18 protein-coding genes are annotated in these 17,304 nt (G+C 72.2%); 11 read left to right on the top strand and 7 right to left on the bottom strand.

What is annotated here, in order from left to right:
- Window positions 1-54: 54 nt before the first annotated feature.
- Together ABD286_RS06545 and glpX are read right to left on the bottom strand one after the other, a co-directional pair.
- Complete coding sequence (locus ABD286_RS06545) at window positions 55-972, bottom strand: carbohydrate kinase family protein (RefSeq protein WP_344191422.1); 918 nt, start codon at window positions 970-972, stop codon at window positions 55-57.
- Entirely contained in the window at window positions 969-2,021 is a 1,053-nt protein-coding gene (glpX, locus tag ABD286_RS06540; protein WP_344191420.1) for a class II fructose-bisphosphatase, read from the bottom strand. The genes ABD286_RS06545 and glpX overlap by 4 nt, the downstream gene beginning before the upstream one ends.
- A gap of 97 nt (window positions 2,022-2,118) precedes the next feature.
- On the opposite strand from glpX, the gene ABD286_RS06535 reads away from it, so the two are divergent.
- Window positions 2,119-2,676 carry a DUF4245 domain-containing protein gene (locus ABD286_RS06535; protein ID WP_344191418.1) on the top strand — a complete coding sequence of 186 codons (558 nt, stop codon included), beginning with the start codon at window positions 2,119-2,121 and terminating at the stop codon, window positions 2,674-2,676.
- 39 nt (window positions 2,677-2,715) lie between these two features.
- Here the strand turns inward: ABD286_RS06535 and ABD286_RS06530 are convergent, their stop codons facing one another.
- Together ABD286_RS06530 and xseA are read right to left on the bottom strand one after the other, a co-directional pair.
- The gene (locus tag ABD286_RS06530) at window positions 2,716-2,952 is read right to left on the bottom strand and encodes an exodeoxyribonuclease VII small subunit (protein WP_344191416.1); all 237 of its coding nucleotides are present in this window, start codon (window positions 2,950-2,952) and stop codon (window positions 2,716-2,718) included.
- Between the two features lie 11 nt (window positions 2,953-2,963).
- Window positions 2,964-4,238, bottom strand: coding sequence for an exodeoxyribonuclease VII large subunit (gene xseA / locus ABD286_RS06525; RefSeq protein WP_344191414.1), 1,275 nt, complete (start codon window positions 4,236-4,238; stop codon window positions 2,964-2,966).
- A 78-nt stretch (window positions 4,239-4,316) separates the two neighbouring features.
- Here xseA and ABD286_RS06520 point away from each other — a divergent pair, with 78 nt between their 5' ends.
- Entirely contained in the window at window positions 4,317-4,688 is a 372-nt protein-coding gene (locus ABD286_RS06520) for a DoxX family protein (RefSeq protein ID WP_344191412.1), read from the top strand.
- Here ABD286_RS06520 and ABD286_RS06515 read toward each other — a convergent pair.
- The gene (locus tag ABD286_RS06515) at window positions 4,676-5,347 is read right to left on the bottom strand and encodes a TetR/AcrR family transcriptional regulator (protein WP_344191410.1); all 672 of its coding nucleotides are present in this window, start codon (window positions 5,345-5,347) and stop codon (window positions 4,676-4,678) included. The genes ABD286_RS06520 and ABD286_RS06515 overlap by 13 nt on opposite strands.
- Window positions 5,348-5,424: 77 nt before the next feature.
- Between ABD286_RS06515 and ABD286_RS06510 the strand changes: the two genes are divergently transcribed.
- Both ABD286_RS06510 and ABD286_RS06505 read left to right on the top strand, forming a co-directional pair.
- Entirely contained in the window at window positions 5,425-5,820 is a 396-nt protein-coding gene (locus ABD286_RS06510; RefSeq protein ID WP_344191408.1) for a DoxX family protein, read from the top strand.
- Window positions 5,821-5,925: 105 nt separating this feature from the next.
- Window positions 5,926-6,951 carry a 4-hydroxy-3-methylbut-2-enyl diphosphate reductase gene (locus ABD286_RS06505; protein WP_344191406.1) on the top strand — a complete coding sequence of 342 codons (1,026 nt, stop codon included), beginning with the start codon at window positions 5,926-5,928 and terminating at the stop codon, window positions 6,949-6,951.
- 12 nt (window positions 6,952-6,963) lie between these two features.
- Here the strand turns inward: ABD286_RS06505 and ABD286_RS06500 are convergent, their stop codons facing one another.
- Window positions 6,964-7,587 (bottom strand): hypothetical protein, encoded by a 624-nt coding sequence (locus ABD286_RS06500; RefSeq protein ID WP_344191405.1) that lies wholly within the window; start codon window positions 7,585-7,587, stop codon window positions 6,964-6,966.
- Window positions 7,588-7,590: 3 nt separating this feature from the next.
- Between ABD286_RS06500 and ABD286_RS06495 the strand changes: the two genes are divergently transcribed.
- Complete coding sequence (locus ABD286_RS06495) at window positions 7,591-8,202, top strand: TetR/AcrR family transcriptional regulator (RefSeq protein ID WP_344191403.1); 612 nt, start codon at window positions 7,591-7,593, stop codon at window positions 8,200-8,202.
- A gap of 2 nt (window positions 8,203-8,204) precedes the next feature.
- Entirely contained in the window at window positions 8,205-9,521 is a 1,317-nt protein-coding gene (locus ABD286_RS06490) for a cytochrome P450 (RefSeq protein ID WP_344191401.1), read from the top strand.
- On the opposite strand, the gene ABD286_RS06485 is transcribed toward ABD286_RS06490, so the two are convergent.
- A complete protein-coding gene (locus tag ABD286_RS06485) occupies window positions 9,422-10,654 on the bottom strand; it encodes a DNA recombination protein RmuC (RefSeq protein ID WP_344191399.1) in 1,233 nt (410 codons plus the stop codon). The two genes, ABD286_RS06490 and ABD286_RS06485, sit on opposite strands and share 100 nt — an antisense overlap.
- 128 nt (window positions 10,655-10,782) lie before the next feature.
- On the opposite strand from ABD286_RS06485, the gene ABD286_RS06480 reads away from it, so the two are divergent.
- The 5 genes from ABD286_RS06480 to ychF all read left to right on the top strand — a co-directional run bounded on the left by ABD286_RS06480 (window position 10,783) and on the right by ychF (window position 17,070).
- Window positions 10,783-11,688, top strand: coding sequence for an NUDIX hydrolase (locus tag ABD286_RS06480; protein WP_344191397.1), 906 nt, complete (start codon window positions 10,783-10,785; stop codon window positions 11,686-11,688).
- Between the two features lie 120 nt (window positions 11,689-11,808).
- A complete protein-coding gene (locus ABD286_RS06475) occupies window positions 11,809-12,483 on the top strand; it encodes a peptidoglycan-binding protein (RefSeq protein ID WP_344191395.1) in 675 nt (224 codons plus the stop codon).
- Window positions 12,484-12,504: 21 nt separating this feature from the next.
- The gene (locus ABD286_RS06470; RefSeq protein ID WP_344191393.1) at window positions 12,505-15,039 is read left to right on the top strand and encodes a zinc metalloprotease; all 2,535 of its coding nucleotides are present in this window, start codon (window positions 12,505-12,507) and stop codon (window positions 15,037-15,039) included.
- A 69-nt stretch (window positions 15,040-15,108) separates the two neighbouring features.
- A complete protein-coding gene (locus ABD286_RS06465) occupies window positions 15,109-15,972 on the top strand; it encodes a thioesterase family protein (protein ID WP_344191391.1) in 864 nt (287 codons plus the stop codon).
- 12 nt (window positions 15,973-15,984) lie between these two features.
- Window positions 15,985-17,070: a redox-regulated ATPase YchF gene (ychF, locus tag ABD286_RS06460; RefSeq protein WP_344191389.1), complete on the top strand. Its 1,086-nt coding sequence runs from the start codon at window positions 15,985-15,987 to the stop codon at window positions 17,068-17,070.
- Window positions 17,071-17,304 lie beyond the last annotated feature (234 nt).

Below are 17,304 nucleotides of genomic sequence, written 5' to 3'. Positions count from 1 at the left end.
ACAACAGCTCGTGACGACGGCTCGGGGTCCACAGCCCTGACCCGTGGTTCTGGTCTACAGCTCGTCGAGGCTGGGGGCATAGGCCCCGGCCCGGCCGACGGTGACCCCGCTCGTGGCGAGCCCGCGGTCGACGGCGGGCCTCACGTCCTCCAGTGTCGCGCCCCGCAGGCGCTCGCGAGCACCGGGGTCGCCGAGGAGCCCTGCGACGACGAGCCCGGAGACGAGCCCGGCCATGAACGAGTCGCCGGCTCCGACGGTGTCGACGACCCGCTCGGCACGCGCCGGCTCGGTGACGCTCTCGTCTCCGGAGGCGACCCGATACACCACGCCGTCGCCGCCGAGGGTGACCAGGGTCATCGCCGCCCCGAGCCCGACCCACCGGGCCATGACCTGCTCGGGCGACTGGTCGGGGTACAGCAGGTCCAGGTCGTCCTCGCTCGCCTTGACCACGTCGGACAGGGCCACGAGCTCCTCCACCCGCTCCCGCACGGCGTCGAGGTCGCCCATGATGCTGGGGCGGATGTTGGGGTCGTAGGAGACGGTCCCCACCTCCCGCACCGCGCGGAGGGCGCCGGTCACGCTCTGGGCGCCGGGGAGGAGCACGGTGGCGATCGAGCCCGTGTGGACGTGGGTGGTGCCCGGGGCGAGGGCCACCTCGGGGAGCTCCCAGTGCAGGTCGAAGTCGTAGGTCGCTGCGCCGCCCTGGTCGAGGGTGGCCGCGGCCACCGAGGTGCGCTCGGCCCCGAGGCTCTCGGGGAGCACGTGGACGCCGTGGCGCTTGAGGTGGCCGGCGATGCGGTCCCCGCGCTCGTCGTCGCCGAGCCAGGTCGCGAAGTCGACCGTGTGGTCGAGCCGGGCCAGACCCACCGCGACGTTCGCCGGGCTGCCGCCGATGTGCTCGGCGGACTCGCCGCTGGCGTCGGTCACGATGTCGACGAGGGCCTCGCCGACGACGAGCAGCCGCTGGGTCATCGCGCGTCCTGGAGGTGGGGGGTCGCGTGGTCGAAGTCGATCGAGCTGTACGCTCTGAGCTTGGCCAGCTGGTGGTGGCTCTCGATGAGGCGGATCGTGCCCGACTTGCTGCGCATGACCAGCGAGTGCGTGGTCACCCCGCCCGCGCGGTACCGGACACCGCGCAGCAGCTCGCCGTCGGTGATGCCCGTCGCCACGAAGAAGCAGTTCTCGCCGCGGACCAGGTCGTTGGTCGACAACACCCGGTCGAGGTCGTGGCCGGCGTCGATCGCGCGCTGGCGCTCCTCGTCGTCCTTGGGGGCGAGCCGGCCCTGGATCACGCCGCCCATGCACTTGATGGCGCAGGCGGCGATGATCCCCTCGGGGGTGCCGCCCACACCGAGCAGGAGGTCGATGCCGGTGTCGTCGCGAGCCGCCATGATCGCGCCGGCGACGTCGCCGTCGGAGATGAGCCGCAGCCGGGCCCCGGCCTCGCGCACCTCGGCGGCGAGCTTGTCGTGGCGGGGGCGGTCGAGCATGACGACGGTGACGTCCTCCACCGTCTCGCGCTTGGCCTTGGCGACGCGTCGGATGTTCTCGGCGACCGGCAGGCGGATGTCGACGGCGTCGGCCGCCTCGGGACCGGTGACGAGCTTGTCCATGTAGAAGACCGCCGACGGGTCGTACATGCTGCCGCGGTCGGCCACGGCCAGCACGGCCACGGCGTTCGACTGGCCCTTGGCCGTCAGGGTGGTGCCGTCGATGGGGTCGACGGCGACGTCGCACTCGGGACCGTTGCCGTCACCGACCTCCTCGCCGTTGTAGAGCATGGGAGCGTCGTCCTTCTCGCCCTCGCCGATGACGACGACCCCCTTCATCGACACCGTCGAGATGAGGGTCCGCATGGCCTCGACCGCGGCACCGTCGGCGCCGTTCTTGTCGCCACGGCCCACCCACCGGCCACCTGCCATGGCAGCAGCCTCGGTGACGCGGACGAGCTCGAGGGCGAGGTTGCGGTCAGGCGCCTCGACACCCACGCGGAGGGACGACGGGAGGTGCTGCTCGGACATGCATCAGATCCTTCACGCGGCGGCGGGTGAGTGCCCCGAGACTATCGGTGGCGGGGGCGGTTGGCGCCCACCGGTCCGGGTCAGGGACCATGGGGGTGTGAGCACCCCGGCACCCCGCAGTTCGTACGCCAACGGCACCGCGGCCAACATGGTCCGTTCGCTGCTGGTGATCGGTGTCCTGGTCGCGGCCCTGGTGGCCGTGGTGCCCCGGGTCAGCAACGTGTCGCAGCCTCCGGTGGACGTCACGGGGGCGTCGGTCGAGATCGCGCGCGAGAGCGGCTGGCCCATCGAGCGCCCCGCCAACCTCCCGGACGGCTGGAAGGCGACGAGCGTCCGCTACGTCGCCTCCACCGACGGGCTCAAGACCTGGCACGCCGGATACCAGTCGCCGACGGGCAACTACGTCGCCCTCGAGCAGACCAAGGACGCCACGGCGAAGTGGATCGAGGCGCAGACCAACCGCGCCGCCATGACGGGTTCGGTGGAGGCCGGCGGCCGGACGTGGAACACCTACGTGCGCAGCGGCAAGGTGCAGAACAGCCTCGTCCACAAGGCCGGTGCCGGTGACGAGCTGACCACGATCGTCACCGGGACGGCGACGATCGACGAGCTCGCGGCGTTCGCCGGCACCCTGGAGAGGGTCCCGGCCGGCTGACCGCCGGGAGGCCGGCGGCTCCTGTGGGGGAGGTCGGCCTCAGCTGCCGTCGGCGTCCTCGGTGAGCGCCGCCTCGGCACCGTCGAGCCAGGTGCTGCAGTGGGCTGCCAGCGCCTCGCCGCGCTTCCACAGCCGCATGCTCTCCTCGAGGCCCACCTGACCTCCCTCGAGCTGCGCGACGATCGAGATGAGCTCGTCGCGCGCCGCCTCGTAGGACAGCTCCGCGACGTCGGGGAACTGGTCGGTGGACGAGGTCTGCTCTGCTCCCTTGGCCATGGTGGGGGAGCCTAACCGGCTTCGGACGACGGGTCGGTCGGCAGGCCCACCACGCGGGTGGCGAAGTCGCCGCGGGCGACGCGCACCCGCAGCAGCTCGTCGGGGGCGACGTCGTCCTGGTCCATGACCACGCCGCCGTCGCGGTGCTGCACCACGGCATACCCGCGCTCGAGGGTGGACAACGGCGAGAGGGTGCGGACCTGCGCACGGAGGTGGCCGACCTGGTCGCCGGCCCGGTGCACCGAGGCGAGGACGCGTCGTCGCGAACGGTCGGTGAGGGCGTCGAGCTCGGCCCGACGGGCGTCGATCATGGCGGTGGGGTTGGCCACCACGGGACGCGAGCGCAGGGCGACGAGGTGGCGGCGCTCGCTCGCGACGTGCCCGGCCAGGGCCCGACGGGCCCGTTCACGCGACTGTCGTATGCCGCGGCGCTCCTCGTGCGCGTCCGGCACCACGCGTTTGCCCGCGTCGGTCGGGGTGGAGGCGCGCCAGTCGGCGACGTGGTCGAGCAGCGGGGTGTCGACGTCGTGCCCGATGGCCGACACGACCGGCGTGCGGGCCGTCGCCACGGCGCGCAGCAGGGCCTCGTTGCTGAAGGGGAGCAGGTCCTCGACCGACCCCCCGCCCCGGGCGATGACGATGACGTCGACCCCGTCCACGCCGTCGAGCTCGGTGAGGGCGGCCATCACCTCCTGCACGGCCTGGGGTCCCTGGACGGCGACCTCGCGGATCTCGAACCGCACCGTGGGCCAGCGGCGCCGCGCGTTCTCGACGACATCCTTCTCGGCCGCGCTCGCGCGCCCGCAGACCAGGCCGACGGTCCGCGGCAGGAACGGCAACGGCTTCTTGCGGCCGGGGTCGAACAGGCCCTCGGAGGCCAGCGTGCGCTTGAGGTGCTCGACCCTCGCCAGCAGCTCGCCCACCCCGACCGGACGGATCTGGCGGGCGTCGAGCATGAGCGAACCGCGCTGGGTCCAGAAGACCGGCTTCGCCTGGAGGACCACCCGTGCTCCCTGGGTGACCGGGACCGGCATGGCGTCCAGGGCGTTGGTGGAGATCGCCACCGAGAGGGACATGTCGACGTCGGGGTCGCGCAGGGTGAGGTAGGCCGTGCGCTGCCCGGGACGTCGCGTCAGCTGGACGACCTGTCCCTCGACCCAGAGCACGGACATCTTCTCGACGTACTCCGCGATCTTCATGCTGAGCAGCCGCACCGGCCACGGGGCCTCGGCCGTCGTGTCGCCGGCCCGCTCGGGCAGGGGTGGGCGCTGCTCGGGGCCGGTCACCCGCTCACTCTAGGAGACCGGGGGGACGGCCTCGCGTGTCGGCGCACGCCGAGTCGTCGGTGGGAGCAGGATCGGGACATGAACACGTTCGTGTGGGTCCTCCAGGTGCTGCTGGCCCTCGTCTTCCTCCTCACCGGGGTCCTGAAGCTGGTCCAGCCGAGGGAGAAGCTGCGCGAGCAGATGCGGTGGGTGGACGGGTTCTCCCAGGAGGCGATCCGCGGGATCGGCGCGGCCGAGGTGGCCGGGGCGCTCGGTCTGGTCCTGCCCGGCTGGTTGGACGTGCTCACCTGGCTCACCCCGCTGGCTGCTGCCGGGCTGGTGCTGGTCATGATCGGGGCCATCGCCACGCACCTGCGGCTCAAGGAGTGGCCGATGGTGGCCGGCAACGCGGTGCTGGCCGTGCTGGCGCTGGTCGTCGCCTGGGCGCGGTTCGGGTCCTACCCGCTCTGACCGCGGGTCTGGCGTCGCCTCGCGGCCCTGAGCATCGCGCGCTGGAGCGCCATGGGCTCAGGTGCAGGGGGCAGCGGGCTGGCCGCGTCGGGGCGGCAGGCGTCGAGGAACAACTGGACGTGGCGTCGCCAGGCCTCGGGCAGGTCGTCCCGGGTGGTCTCGATGATCCCGGCAACCGCGAAGGTCAGCACCGGGAGGTCCTCGGGGCTGAAGTCCTCCCGCAGCACCCGGGCGCCCACGGCGCGGTCGATGACCTGGACGACCTTGCGGTAGCCCGCCTCGCGGCGCGAGCTGCGCCCACGCCGGTCGGCCGACCCGGTCGACGGGAACGACTGGACGAGGTGTGCGAAGCCCCGGTTCTCCGCCTGGAGCGCGGCCATCCGTTCGACCAGCCCGGCGAACGCCAGCCAGGGGTCGGGCTCGGCGAGGGCTGCGTCTGCGCTGGCGGCGTACCGGGTCTCCACGTCCTGGAACGCCTCGGCGACGAGGTCCGAACGGTCGGGGAATCGCCGGTACAACGTCGCGATCCCGACCCCGGCGCGTGCGGCGACCTCGGTGAGGGGGGCGGACACGCCCTGCTCCGAGAAGACCTCCTGGGCGGCCTTGACGAGGCGGGCGCGGTTGGCCTCGGCGTCGGCGCGCAGGGGTGGGGAGGTCATCTCGCCAGACTAACCGGAATAGGTTCTCCACTTGTGCTGTTGCCCTCGATGACAGAGTGGAGGATGGCCTCCACTTGATGGACCCGAAGGACGCGTGCACCATGAACACCCTGCTCTGGATCCTCCAGGTCGTGCTGGCCCTCTTCTTCGCCATGGCCGGCGTGACCAAGCTGAGCCAGCCGAAGGACAAGCTCCACGAGAAGCTTCCGTGGGTCGAGGACTTCTCGGCCGGCACCGTGAAGTTCATCGGTGCGGTCGAGCTCCTCGGTGCGATCGGGCTGGTGCTGCCCGCGGTCACCGGCATCGCGGTGGTGCTGACGCCGCTCGCGGCAGCCGGACTGGCCCTCACCATGGCCCTCGCGGCGGTGGTCCATGTGCGCCGTGGCGAGGCGCAGGCGCTCGCGATCAACCTTCCCGTGCTGCTGGTGGCGGCGTTCGTCGCCTGGCAGCGCTTCGGGCCGCAGGCCTTTTGATCAGTGGCCCTGGCAGATCGGGGTGGCGCGACGTCCGCTCCCGGCCCGCCAGGGGGCGCTGCGGGCGGATTGGGGTGGTAGGGAGCGGCAACCTACGATGGAGCCATGACTGACACCACCGGACAGCCCACCAAGCGCGTGCTCCTGGCCGCGCCCCGCGGGTACTGCGCGGGCGTCGACCGCGCCGTCGTCACGGTGGAGAAGGCGCTCGAGCTCTACGGACCGCCCGTCTACGTCCGCAAGGAGATCGTCCACAACAAGCACGTCGTCACGACCCTTGAGAAGCGCGGCGCGATCTTCGTCGAGGAGACCGACGAGGTGCCCGAGGGCGCCACGGTCATCTTCAGCGCCCACGGAGTCGCCCCCGTCGTGCACGAGGAGGCCAAGGCGCTGAGCCTCAAGACGATCGACGCGACCTGCCCGCTGGTCACCAAGGTGCACCGCGAGGCCGTGCGCTTCGCCAGCGACGACTTCGACATCCTGCTCATCGGCCACGAGGGCCACGAGGAGGTCGTCGGGACCTCGGGCGAGGCGCCCGAGCACATCACCCTCGTCGACGGCCCCGACGACGTCGAGAACATCACCGTCCGCGACCCGGACAAGGTCGTGTGGCTCTCGCAGACCACGCTGTCGGTCGACGAGACGATGGAGACCGTGCGACGGCTCCGCGAGCGGTTCCCGTCGCTGCAGGACCCGCCCAGCGACGACATCTGCTACGCCACCCAGAACCGCCAGCTCGCGGTCAAGCAGATGGCACCCGACTGCGATCTCATGATCGTCGTCGGCTCGCGCAACTCCTCCAACTCCGTGCGCCTCGTCGAGGTGGCCGTGGAGCACGGCTCCCGGGCCGGTCACCTGGTCGACTACGCCGACGAGATCGACGAGGCCTGGCTCGAGGGGGTTGCCACGGTGGGGGTCACCTCCGGCGCCTCGGTGCCCGAGGTCCTGGTCCGGGACGTGCTGGCCTACCTCGCCGAGCGCGGGTACGGCGACGTTACCCCGGTCGTCGCCGCGCAGGAGAGCCTGTTGTTCTCCCTGCCCAACGAGATCCGCCGCGACCTCAAGGCGCGAGGAATGAGCGACAAGATGCGCCACGACGGCGCCTTCGAGGAAGCCGGCTCGCTCCACTAGTCACCGGGGCGGTCACCGCGCGCCCGCAGGTACGCGGTCCTCCTCGGGACGGGGGCGCACGGTGTAGCTCAGGCTGATGACGCCGTCCACGACGAGGACGAGCGTCCACAGCCTCGCCGTGCCCCACAGGGCGGCGGTTCGCTCGGCGTCGCCGACGAGGACGACGGCCAGCGCCAGCAGGCCGCACCCCACGGCCCAGGCCGTGAGGTGGTGCAGCCACGCGCGACGTTCGTGTGCGGCGTGGGCGCGCCCGTGCCGCGGCTTCGGTGTGGGGGCCGGCCCACCGGCATACCGGTGCGCGAAGCGCTCGTCCGCCCAGGCGACCATGCGATGGCCGAACCCCACGGAGACGCCGATGTAGACGGCGGCGAGGGAGTGGGCGACCGTCGCGGTGCCGCCGGCGCGCAGGTCTAGGGCCGTCGCGGTGAGCAGGATGAGGTCGACCAGGGGAGCGGAGACGAGCAGCACCCGGCTGAGGCGCTCGCGACGCAAGAGGTAGCGAGCAGCCAGCCCGGACAGCAGGACCACCCAGAAGAGCACCTCGCAGACGAGGATCAACCCGACCAGCATGACGGCATCCAATCTATTTAGCACGAACGTGTTGCGAAATAATCTAGCACGGTCGTGATAGAACAAGGCATGCCCAAAGTCGTCGACCACGAGCAGCGTCGTGACGAGATCGCCGATGCCCTGTGGCGGGTGGTCCTGCGTGACGGCGTGGCCGCGGCGTCGGTGCGCACCGTCTCGGCCGAGGCGGGGTGGTCGACCGGGGCAATCCGCCACTACTTCTCGAGCCAGGACGAGCTCATGGCCTTCGCCATGACGACGCTCGGCGAGCGGGCGAAGGCGCGGGTCCAGCAACGCCTTGATGCGCTCGACCGCGAGCAGGCCGACCTCGAGGCGCTGGTCGAGGTCCTCGGCGAGGTGCTGCCGCTGGACGCCCAACGCAAGGCCGAGTCGGAGGTGTGGTTGGCCCTGCTCGCCAGTGCCCGGACCCACGAGCACCTCCGGGCGCTGGCCGACGACGCGCACCGCAGCCTGCGCGGGCTGTGCGACGGCGTCGTGCGCCACCTGGCGCACGACGCCGCTGCGGACCTCGACGTCGTGGGGGAGACCGACCGGTTGCACGGCCTGCTCGACGGGCTCGCGGTGCACGGGACGATGTACCCCCGGCAGCTGCCCCGCACGAGACTGCGCGCCGCCGTGCGCGCGCACCTCACCGATCTGGCGGTGCGCGCGGGTACCGTCTGACCATGATCGACCTGTCGGCGACGAGGAGGCGGATCCTGCGGCGCCTCGTGGCCCGCGGACCCGCCGTCGTCGACCTGTCGCTGCTGGACTCGGTGCCCCGCCGCCTCCTGCGTCCGCTGCGGCGCGACGGCCTGGACCCCACGACCCGGCTCGGGCCGGGCGCCGGGGAGCCCGTGCACCGGCTCGCCCACATGTTCGGGATGAACATCTGGCTGGTGTCGGGCCACCCCGAGGGCAAGGCGGTCCTGGCGGACCAGGGGAGGTACAGCAACGACGTGCGGCCCTACGTCGGGGCCAGCGGTGGCGCCGTCGGTGGGCTCGGGTTCACCGACCCCCCGGAGCACACCCGGCTGCGCGGACTCCTGACCCCGGAGTTCACCATGCGGCGGATCCAACGGTTGACGCCCCGGATCGAGCACATCATCGACGCCCAGCTCGACCTGATGGCAGCCAAGGGGCCCGAGGTCGACATCGTGGAGGACTTCGCCTTCCCGATCCCCTTCCTCGTGATCTGCGAGCTGCTGGGCCTGCCGGCCGAGGACCGGGCGCGCTTCCAGGCGCTGTCGCACGCGCGGTTCGACGTGTCAGCCGGCGGGGCAGGGGCGTTCGGGGCGATCTCGGCGTCGCGCGGCTTCCTGCTCGAAGCCACCAGGCGCCAGCGGCAGGACCCCGGCGACGGGTTGCTCGGCCGGATCATCGCGGAGGCCGGCGACGAGGTCAGCGATGAGGAGATCGCGGGCCTGGCCGACGGCGTCTTCACGGGGGGCTACGAGACCACGGCCAGCATGCTCGCGCTGGGTTCGCTCGTCCTGCTGCGCGACCGCCCGTACTTCGAGCTCGTCCGTGACGACCCCGCCTCGATCGACCGGGTGGTGGAGGAGATGTTGCGCTACCTCTCGGTGGTCCAGATCGCGTTCCCCCGGTTCGCCCTGGAGGACCACGACCTCTTCGGGCGCAAGGTCCGCAAGGGGGACGTGGTCATCGTCGCGCTGGCCCGCGGCGACCGGGACCCCCGCATCGGTCCCGACCTCGACACCTTCCGTCCCGACCGTCCGCCCTCACCGCACCTCGCCTTCGGCCACGGCTTCCACCGCTGCGTCGGTGCCGAGCTGGCGCGCCTCGAGCTGCGCATGGCCTTTCCACGGCTCGCCCGACGGTTCCCGGAGATGGCCCTGGCCGTCCACCCCGCACAGCTGAGGTTCCGCGACCAGTCGATCGTCTACGCGGTCGACTCCCTGCCCGTCCACCTCGGCGCCGCGTCGTCGCTCACGGTCCCTGCCGCTGCCCGGCCCAGGGACTCGGCCGACAGGTCCAGCTGAGGCCTGGCGTCCTGCGCCGTCGCGGCCTCGAGCAGCTCGACCGCCGTCAGGACCCGCGGTCCGGTCTCCACGGGACGGGCGACGGGCAGCTCGTCCTCGACCACCTCGAGCTCGTGCATCCGTCGTGCGGTCACCAGGACCCGTGACTCGAGGGCGCCGACCATCTGGTTGTAGGCCTCGACGGACCGCTGCAGCGCACCGCCCATCCGCGCGGTGTGGCTGCCGAGGGTGCCCAGGCGCGCGTAGAGCTCGCGACCGACGGCCATCAGCTCGCGGGCGTTGGCCGTCAGCGCGTCCTGCTGCCAGGTGAAGGCCACCGTCCGCAGCAGGGCCATCAGGGTGCCGGGGCCCACCAGCACGACGCGGCGGGCCATCGCGTCCTCGTGCAGGCTGGGGTCGGCGGCGAGGGCGGCCGAAAGCATGGCCTCGCTGGGCACGAAGCACACGACCATCTCCGGTGAGCTCTCGAACGCCGACCAGTAGTCCTTGGCGGCGAGGGCCCTGACGTGCCCCTGGAGGTGCGAGGCGTGCTCGCGCAGCAGCCGGGTCCGCTCGTCGCCGGGCAGGTCGTCGGCCTGCGCCTTGAGGAAGGCGACCATCGGTGCCTTGGAGTCGACGACGAGGAACTTCTGGCCGGGCAGTCGCACCACGACATCGGGGCGGACCTGTCGGTCGTGACGGCTCACCCGGTGCACCTGCTCGTCGAAGTCGCACCGTGCCAGCAGGCCGGCGTGCTCGAGGACCCGTCGCAGCTGCACCTCGCCCCAGGCGCCACGCACGGTCGAGGCGTTGAGCGACCCGGCCAGGCTCTGGGTCTGACGGCCCAGCGCCGTCGTCGAGGCGTGCACCTGGGCCATCGTCTGCTCCAGCGCCGCGTACTGGTGGGTCCGGTCGCGCTCGAGGGTGCCCACCTGCTGCTCGACCCGCCCCAGCGCGTCGCGCAGGGGAGCGAGGGCCGCAGCCGTCTGGGCGTCGTCGGAGAGGGCGGCCTCGAGGTCCACGACGCGCTCGCGCAGCAGGTCGCGCTCGGCGGTGACGCCGGCGCCGCGGACGACGCCGAGCTGGCGGCACACCGCGACGGCGACAGCCGCGCCGAGGACGAGGCCGACGAGCAGGGCGAGGACGAGTTCCATGGCCAGGACTGTGCCAGCCCCCACCGACAGGGAGCGGGAGGCAGCGCGGCAGGTAGCGTGCCGGACATGGCAGAGACCGCACCACACCACCCCGTGCGCCCGGGAGCCCTGTCCGGGTCGTGCGGGCGATGAGCACCGCAGCGGCCCCCGAGCCCGCCCTGGTCGATGACGACCTCGTCGTCCGCGGTGTCGGGGAGGAACCCGACCAGGACGACGTCCGGGCCTTCGAGGTGCACTGGCAGCACGAGCGGGTCGGCAGGGTCGAGCTGCTGCTGGGCGCCGACGGTGATGCCGAGGTCATCTGGGTCTTCGTGCCGGAGTACCGCGGCGTCGGCATCGTCGAGCGGGCCCTGCGCCTCGTGCTCCGCTGGGCGTTCGACGACCTGGGGCTCCGGCGGGTCGAGGCGAGGGTCGAGGACGCCGACCGCGACTCGGTCCGGGCAGCCATGCGGGCCGGGTTGCGCAAGGAGGGCGTGAGCCGTTCGCAGAACGTCCCTGGGGGCCGCGGTGACGTCGTGGTGCTGGGGGTGCTCGACGACGACCCGTCGCCGGAGAGCAGGGAGGGCTTCATCGCCCAGCTCAACTCCGCCCTGCCCACCAAGCGCGCCATCGCCCAGGGCGTGCTCCGCGACGCCGGTGGCCAAGTGCTGCTGTGCGAGCTGGTCTACAAGCAGGAGTGGGACCTCCCGGGAGGCGTCGTCGACCCGCACGAGTCGCCGGCCCACTGCGTGGTGAGGGAGGTCCGGGAGGAGCTCGGTGTCGACGTCGAGGTCCGCGGGCTGCTCGCGGTCAACTGGTTGCCGCCGTGGCGCGGCTGGTCCGACGCGACGGTCTTCGTCTTCGACCTCGGGGTCGTCGACGACGACTTCGTCGCCCGCGCGACGCTCCAGCCCCGGGAGATCCGCGCCGTCCACTGGGTGGCGGAGGAGGAACTCGACCGGCACGTCGCGCCATACAACCAGCGCCTGCTGGCCTTCCTCGCGACGCACGCCGGCCCGGCGGCGTACCTCGAGGACGGACTGCCCGCCCTCTGACCGCCGCGTGACGCCATTTCCGCAGGTCACCATGCCATTCGGCGTGCGGCTGGCGAGCGGCACCGCTAGTGTCGCCGAGTCATCTTGCCGGGGGAATTCGTCCGAGACACGGAGTGCACCATGACTGACTCGACCATGCCGCCGCTGACCGCGGAGGAGCTCGCTGCCGAAGGCAGCACCGCACTGCCCGACAAGGAGGTCATCAGCCTCCTCGACCTGAATGCGGACCTCGACATCGGCCTCGACGCCGCTGCGCCGATCGACCTCGCGGTCGCGGCGAACGCCAACGTCGCCGCCCCGATCGATGCGGCCGTGGGCGCCAACGTGCTGTCCGTCGGCTCGGAGGCCCAGGCGCTCGCCGACCAGGGCGTCATCATCGACCAGGGCATCACCGGTGAAGCCGTCGCCGAGGGGAGCCAGGACTCGACCATCGACCAGGCCGACGCCGCGCCGGCCCCCGTGGACGAGGCCACCCAGACGCCGACGACCGAGCCCACCGTCCCGGTGGACGGTGCCTCGCCGACCGACGCGATCGACGCCGGTGGTGCCCTCGACGGACCCCTCCTCAACGTCGACGTGGACCTCGCGGCCGACCTCGACCTCGCCGCGCCCATCGCAGGGGCCGTGGCCGCCAACGCCAACGTCGCAGCGCCGATCGACGCGGCCGTGGCCGCCAACGTCGGCTCCATCGACTCCGACGCCGCGGCGCTCGCCCAGCAGGACGCCATCATCACCCAGGACATCGACGCCGACGCGAACGCGACGACGGACCAGTCCTCGGACGTCTCGCAGTAGTCGGCGCCAGAACACGCTGACGTGACTCCCTTCGAGGGGCCCGGCGCCCCGACCGGGCGCCAGCCTGCCCCCGAACCGACCGGTTCGAGGGCAGGCTCAGCGACCGCCACGAACGTCCAGCCGACCGGTATCGACGTCCCCGTCCTCGCCGACGGCGTGCAGCTCCTGGGCGAGGTGCCCGGGTCGGGGTACCGCGTCGCGCCGGCGCTGGTGCGACGTGGCGACGGCCAGACGATCCAGCTCACGCCCCTGCTGTATGCCGTCCTCGAGCAGGTCGACGGCCGCCGCACCACCACCCAGATCGCCGAGGCGGTCGGTGCGGCGATAGGGCGACAGGTCCGGGCCGAGGACGTCGCGACGCTCTGCGACGCGAAGCTCCGCACCATCGGGGTCCTCAAGAAGGCGGACGGCTCGGACCCCGAGCTGAAGCGCGCGAATCCGTTGCTGGGACTGCGATTCCGCTACGTCGTCACCGACCCCGACGTCACGCGCAGGGCGACGGCGCCGTTCGCGCTGCTGTTCGCGCCCGTGGTGGTCGCCCTGGTCATGGCGGCGTTCTTCGCGGTCTGTGGCTGGGTCCTGTGGCACAAGGGTCTCGCATCCGCGACGCACCAGGCCTTCGACCAGCCGGCGTTGCTCCTGGCGGTGTTCGCGCTCACGGTCGTGTCCGCCGGGTTCCACGAGTTCGGTCACGCCGCGGCCGCGCGGTACGGCGGTGCCACCCCCGGGGCGATGGGCACCGGCCTGTACCTCGTGTGGCCGGCGTTCTACACTGACGTGACCGACAGCTACCGCCTCGGCCGTGCCGGACGGGTGCGCACCGACCTCGGCGGCCTGTACTTCAACGCCATCGTCGCCGTGGCGATGTTCGGGGTGTGGTGGGCGACGGGCTGGGACGCGATCCTGCTCATCATCGCGACCCAGGTCCTGCAGATGGTGCGCCAGCTGGCGCCGCTGGTGCGCTTCGACGGCTACCACGTGCTGGCCGACGTCACCGGTGTCCCGGACCTCTACCACCGGATCAGGCCCACTCTCGTGTCGTTGCTCCCGAAGCACTGGAACGACCCCGAGGCCAAGGTCCTCAAGCCGTGGGCCCGGGCCGTGGTGACGACCTGGGTGCTCGTCGTCGTCCCGATCCTGGCGTTCTCGTTGGTGATGATGGTCCTGAGCTTCCCGCGGGTGGCCGGGACGGCGTGGGCCTCGGTGGGCCGTCAGTGGGCCCGCCTGGAGAGCCAGCTCGCCGATGGTGACCTCCTGGCGGTGGCCGTGCGGGTCCTGTCGATCGTGGCCATCTCGCTGCCCGTCGCCGGTGTCGCCTTCATCGTGTCCCGCTTCGTCAAGCAGGTCGCCGTGGGCACGTGGCGCCGGACCGAGGGCCACCCCGTACGGCGCGGGGTCGCCGGGGTCGCGGCGCTCGCCGTCGTGGCCGGGCTGGTCTGGGCGTGGTGGCCCCAGCAGGGGACCTACCGGCCGGTGCAGGCCTACGAACGGGGCACCGTCGGTGACGCGGTGAACGCGACGCTGGTGCGTTCCGGTGCGCCGACCCGGATCGAGGAGGGCCGGCATGGGACGGGTCGGGCGATCCTCCCACAGGGTGCGGCCCTGGGGACCCCGGACGCGCCCCGGCTCGCCGTGGTCATGGTGCCGCGCGCCGGCCAGACCGCGCCGGACGGCTCGGCCCTGCCGACCTGGGTCTTCCCGTTCGACAAGCCGCTGCCGCCGGGGGAGGGCGACAACCAGGCCATGGCCGTCAACACCACCGACGGCTCCTCGCTCTACGACGTCGCCTTCGCCCTCGTCTGGGCCGACGGCGACACCGTCGCCAACGCCAACGAGGCCTACGCCCTCGCGTCCTGCACGGGGTGCCAGGCCGTGGCCGTGGCGTTCCAGGTCGTGGTCATCGTCGGCGACGCACAGGTCATCGTGCCCGAGAACGTCGCTGCCGCCGTCAACTACAACTGCGTCCAGTGCGTCACCCAGGCCCTCGCCACGCAGCTCGTGGTGACCCTGTCCGGTCCGCTCAACGCCCAGAGCACGGCGGCGCTCGATGCCCTGTGGGCGGAGATCTCGGCCTTCGGTGCGACGATCCAGGACGTCCCGCTGAGCGAGCTCCAGGGCCGCCTGAGCGCGTACGAGCAGCAGATCCTCGCCATCCTGCGGCAGGACCCTGCCTGGATCGAGCCGGAGCCGGGGAGCAGCCCGTCGGCCACCACCGGCTCGACCGCCACGACCTCGACGGCTCCGTCGACGACTGCCACGTCGTCGACGACGCCGACGACGTCCGGGACCGGCGCGACGACGTCGGGCAGCGCGCCGTCCCCGACCTCGGGCGGGACTGCGACGAGCGGGACCTCGGCCCCCTCGTCGTCGAGCGAGCCGAGCCCGTCGTCGCCGCAGAGCCAGAGCGCGTCACCGAGCGCGTCGCCCAGCGCGTCTTCGACCTCCGGGACGACGACGCCCGCGAGCACGGCGTCGCCCGCGGCACCTGCCGACGCCCCTGCGCCGGCACCTGCGGCGGCACCCGGGGCAGTGGCGCGCACCACGGCGACCCCGTGAGGTGACCGTGCGCGGCATACCCTCCTGTCGAGGAATGGTGTGCCGCGCACGGTGACGGAAGGACGTGGGATGGGCGAGCAGGTCAGCGAGTTCGACGAGGGATCGGCAGTCACGGCGCGCGACGGCGAACCCGGCACGTACGACGCCGCGCTCGGCGACGGGTGGCGGATCGGCGGTGGCGTGAACGGCGGGATGCTCCTGTCCATCGCTGGTCGCGCGCTCGCGGCCGAGCTCGGCGCCGCCGACGGTGACCGCCCGGCACACCCGCACCCGCTCGCGATCAGCGCGTACTACCTGACGCCCGGAGCACCCGGGCCGGCCACGGTGCGGACCTCCGTGCTCCGACGCGGTCGCGCGGTCTCGAACGGACAGGCCTCCCTGCTCCAGGACGACGGAGCCGGCGGCGAGGTCGAGCGCATCCGGGTCCTCGCGAGCTATGGCGACCTCGCGACGATGGATGGCGAGGCCACCACCACGGCCACCCCGCCCGACCTCCCGCCGCCGGACCGGTGCCTCTCGACCGAGCAGGCGCCACCGTCCTTCCTCAAGGCCGCGTCCCTGCTGGAACGCCTTGACCTGCGCCTCGACCCGGCCACGACGGGCTGGGCGATGGGCAAGCCGTCGGGCAACGGTGTCATCCGGGGATGGCTGCGTATGGTCGACGGTCGGGAGCCCGACCCGTTGCTGCTGCTCCTCGCCGTCGACGCGCTGCCACCGGTGGCTTTCGAGCTGGGCCTGCCCGGCTGGGCGCCGACGCTCGAGCTGACCGCCCACGTGCGGGCCCGCCCGGCGCCGGGCTGGCTGCGCGTGAACCTCACCAGCCGCACCATGTCGGGTGGCTACCTCGAGGAGGACGCAGAGGTCTGGGACAGCGAGGGACGCCTCGTCGCGCTGTCCCGGCAGCTGGCGAGGGCCGCCACGCCGCGACGGTAGACTCTCGGCCTTGTGGCTCTCACTATCGGAATCGTCGGTCTGCCCAACGTCGGCAAGTCCACGATGTTCAACGCCCTGACCAAGAACAACGTGCTCGCCGCGAACTACCCGTTCGCGACCATCGAGCCGAACGTCGGGGTCGTGCCCCTGCCGGACTCCCGCCTGGGCAAGCTCGCCGAGATCTTCTCCTCGGAGAAGATCCTCCCCGCGACCGTGTCCTTCGTCGACATCGCCGGCATCGTCCGCGGTGCCTCTGAGGGGGAGGGGCTGGGCAACAAGTTCCTCGCCAACATCCGCGAGGCCGACGCGATCTGCCAGGTCGTGCGCGCGTTCGAGGACGGCGACGTCGTCCACGTCGACGGCAAGGTCTCGCCCGCGTCCGACATCGAGACGATCCACACCGAGCTGATCCTCGCCGACCTGCAGACCCTCGAGAAGGCCGTGCCGCGCCTCGAGAAGGAGTCGCGGATCCAGAAGGAGAAGAAGGCCTCCCACGCCAACGCCGTGGCGGCGCAGAAGGTCCTCGAGGAGGGCCACACCCTGTATGCAGCCGGTGCGGCTGCCGGGGTCGACCTCGATGACGCGCGCCAGCTCGGCCTGCTCACCACCAAGCCGTTCATCTACGTCTTCAACCTCGACGAGGACCAGCTCGGCGACGCCGAGCTGCACGCCTCGCTGCGGGCGCTCGTCGAGCCCGCCGACGCCGTGTTCCTCAACGCCAAGCTCGAGATGGACCTCATGGAGATGGAGGCCGACGAGGCGATGGAGCTCCTCGAGTCCTTCGGCGCCACCGAGTCCGGGCTCGACCAGCTCGCGCGCACCGGGTTCCACACCCTGGGCCTGCAGACCTACCTGACGGCCGGGCCCAAGGAGTCGCGCGCGTGGACCATCGGTCGCGGGTGGACCGCACCGCAGGCGGCCGGAGTCATCCACACCGACTTCCAGCGTGGGTTCATCAAGGCCGAGATCGTGTCCTTCGACGACCTCGTCGAGGCGGGCTCCATGGCGGCGGCCAAGTCCGCAGGCAAGGTCCGCATCGAGGGCAAGGAGTACGTCATGGCCGACGGCGACGTCGTGGAGTTCCGCTTCAACGTCTAGGCCGGCACTCTGACGAGGGCGCCGATGGCCGGCGTACGCGTCACGGGGTGACGCGGGCCACACGTCTCGGTAGTGCGCCGGAGACCGGCTGGGGCGTCGGCGACGCCGCTCACGGTCTCGCGCCTGCGGTGGACGAGTGGTCCGGTTTTCGCGCCACGATCACTCGTCCGGCTTCTTGGGTCCTGTCGTCACCTTCGCAGCGCTGCGGGGCGGTCGCCATAGCCCCTTGTGACT

It is taken from the genome of Pedococcus aerophilus (assembly GCF_039532215.1).
Taxonomy (GTDB): Bacteria; Actinomycetota; Actinomycetes; order Actinomycetales; family Dermatophilaceae; genus Pedococcus; species Pedococcus aerophilus.
The sequence above is the reverse complement of the archived record's forward strand: the minus strand, read 5'-3'. Positions and strand labels throughout refer to the sequence as shown.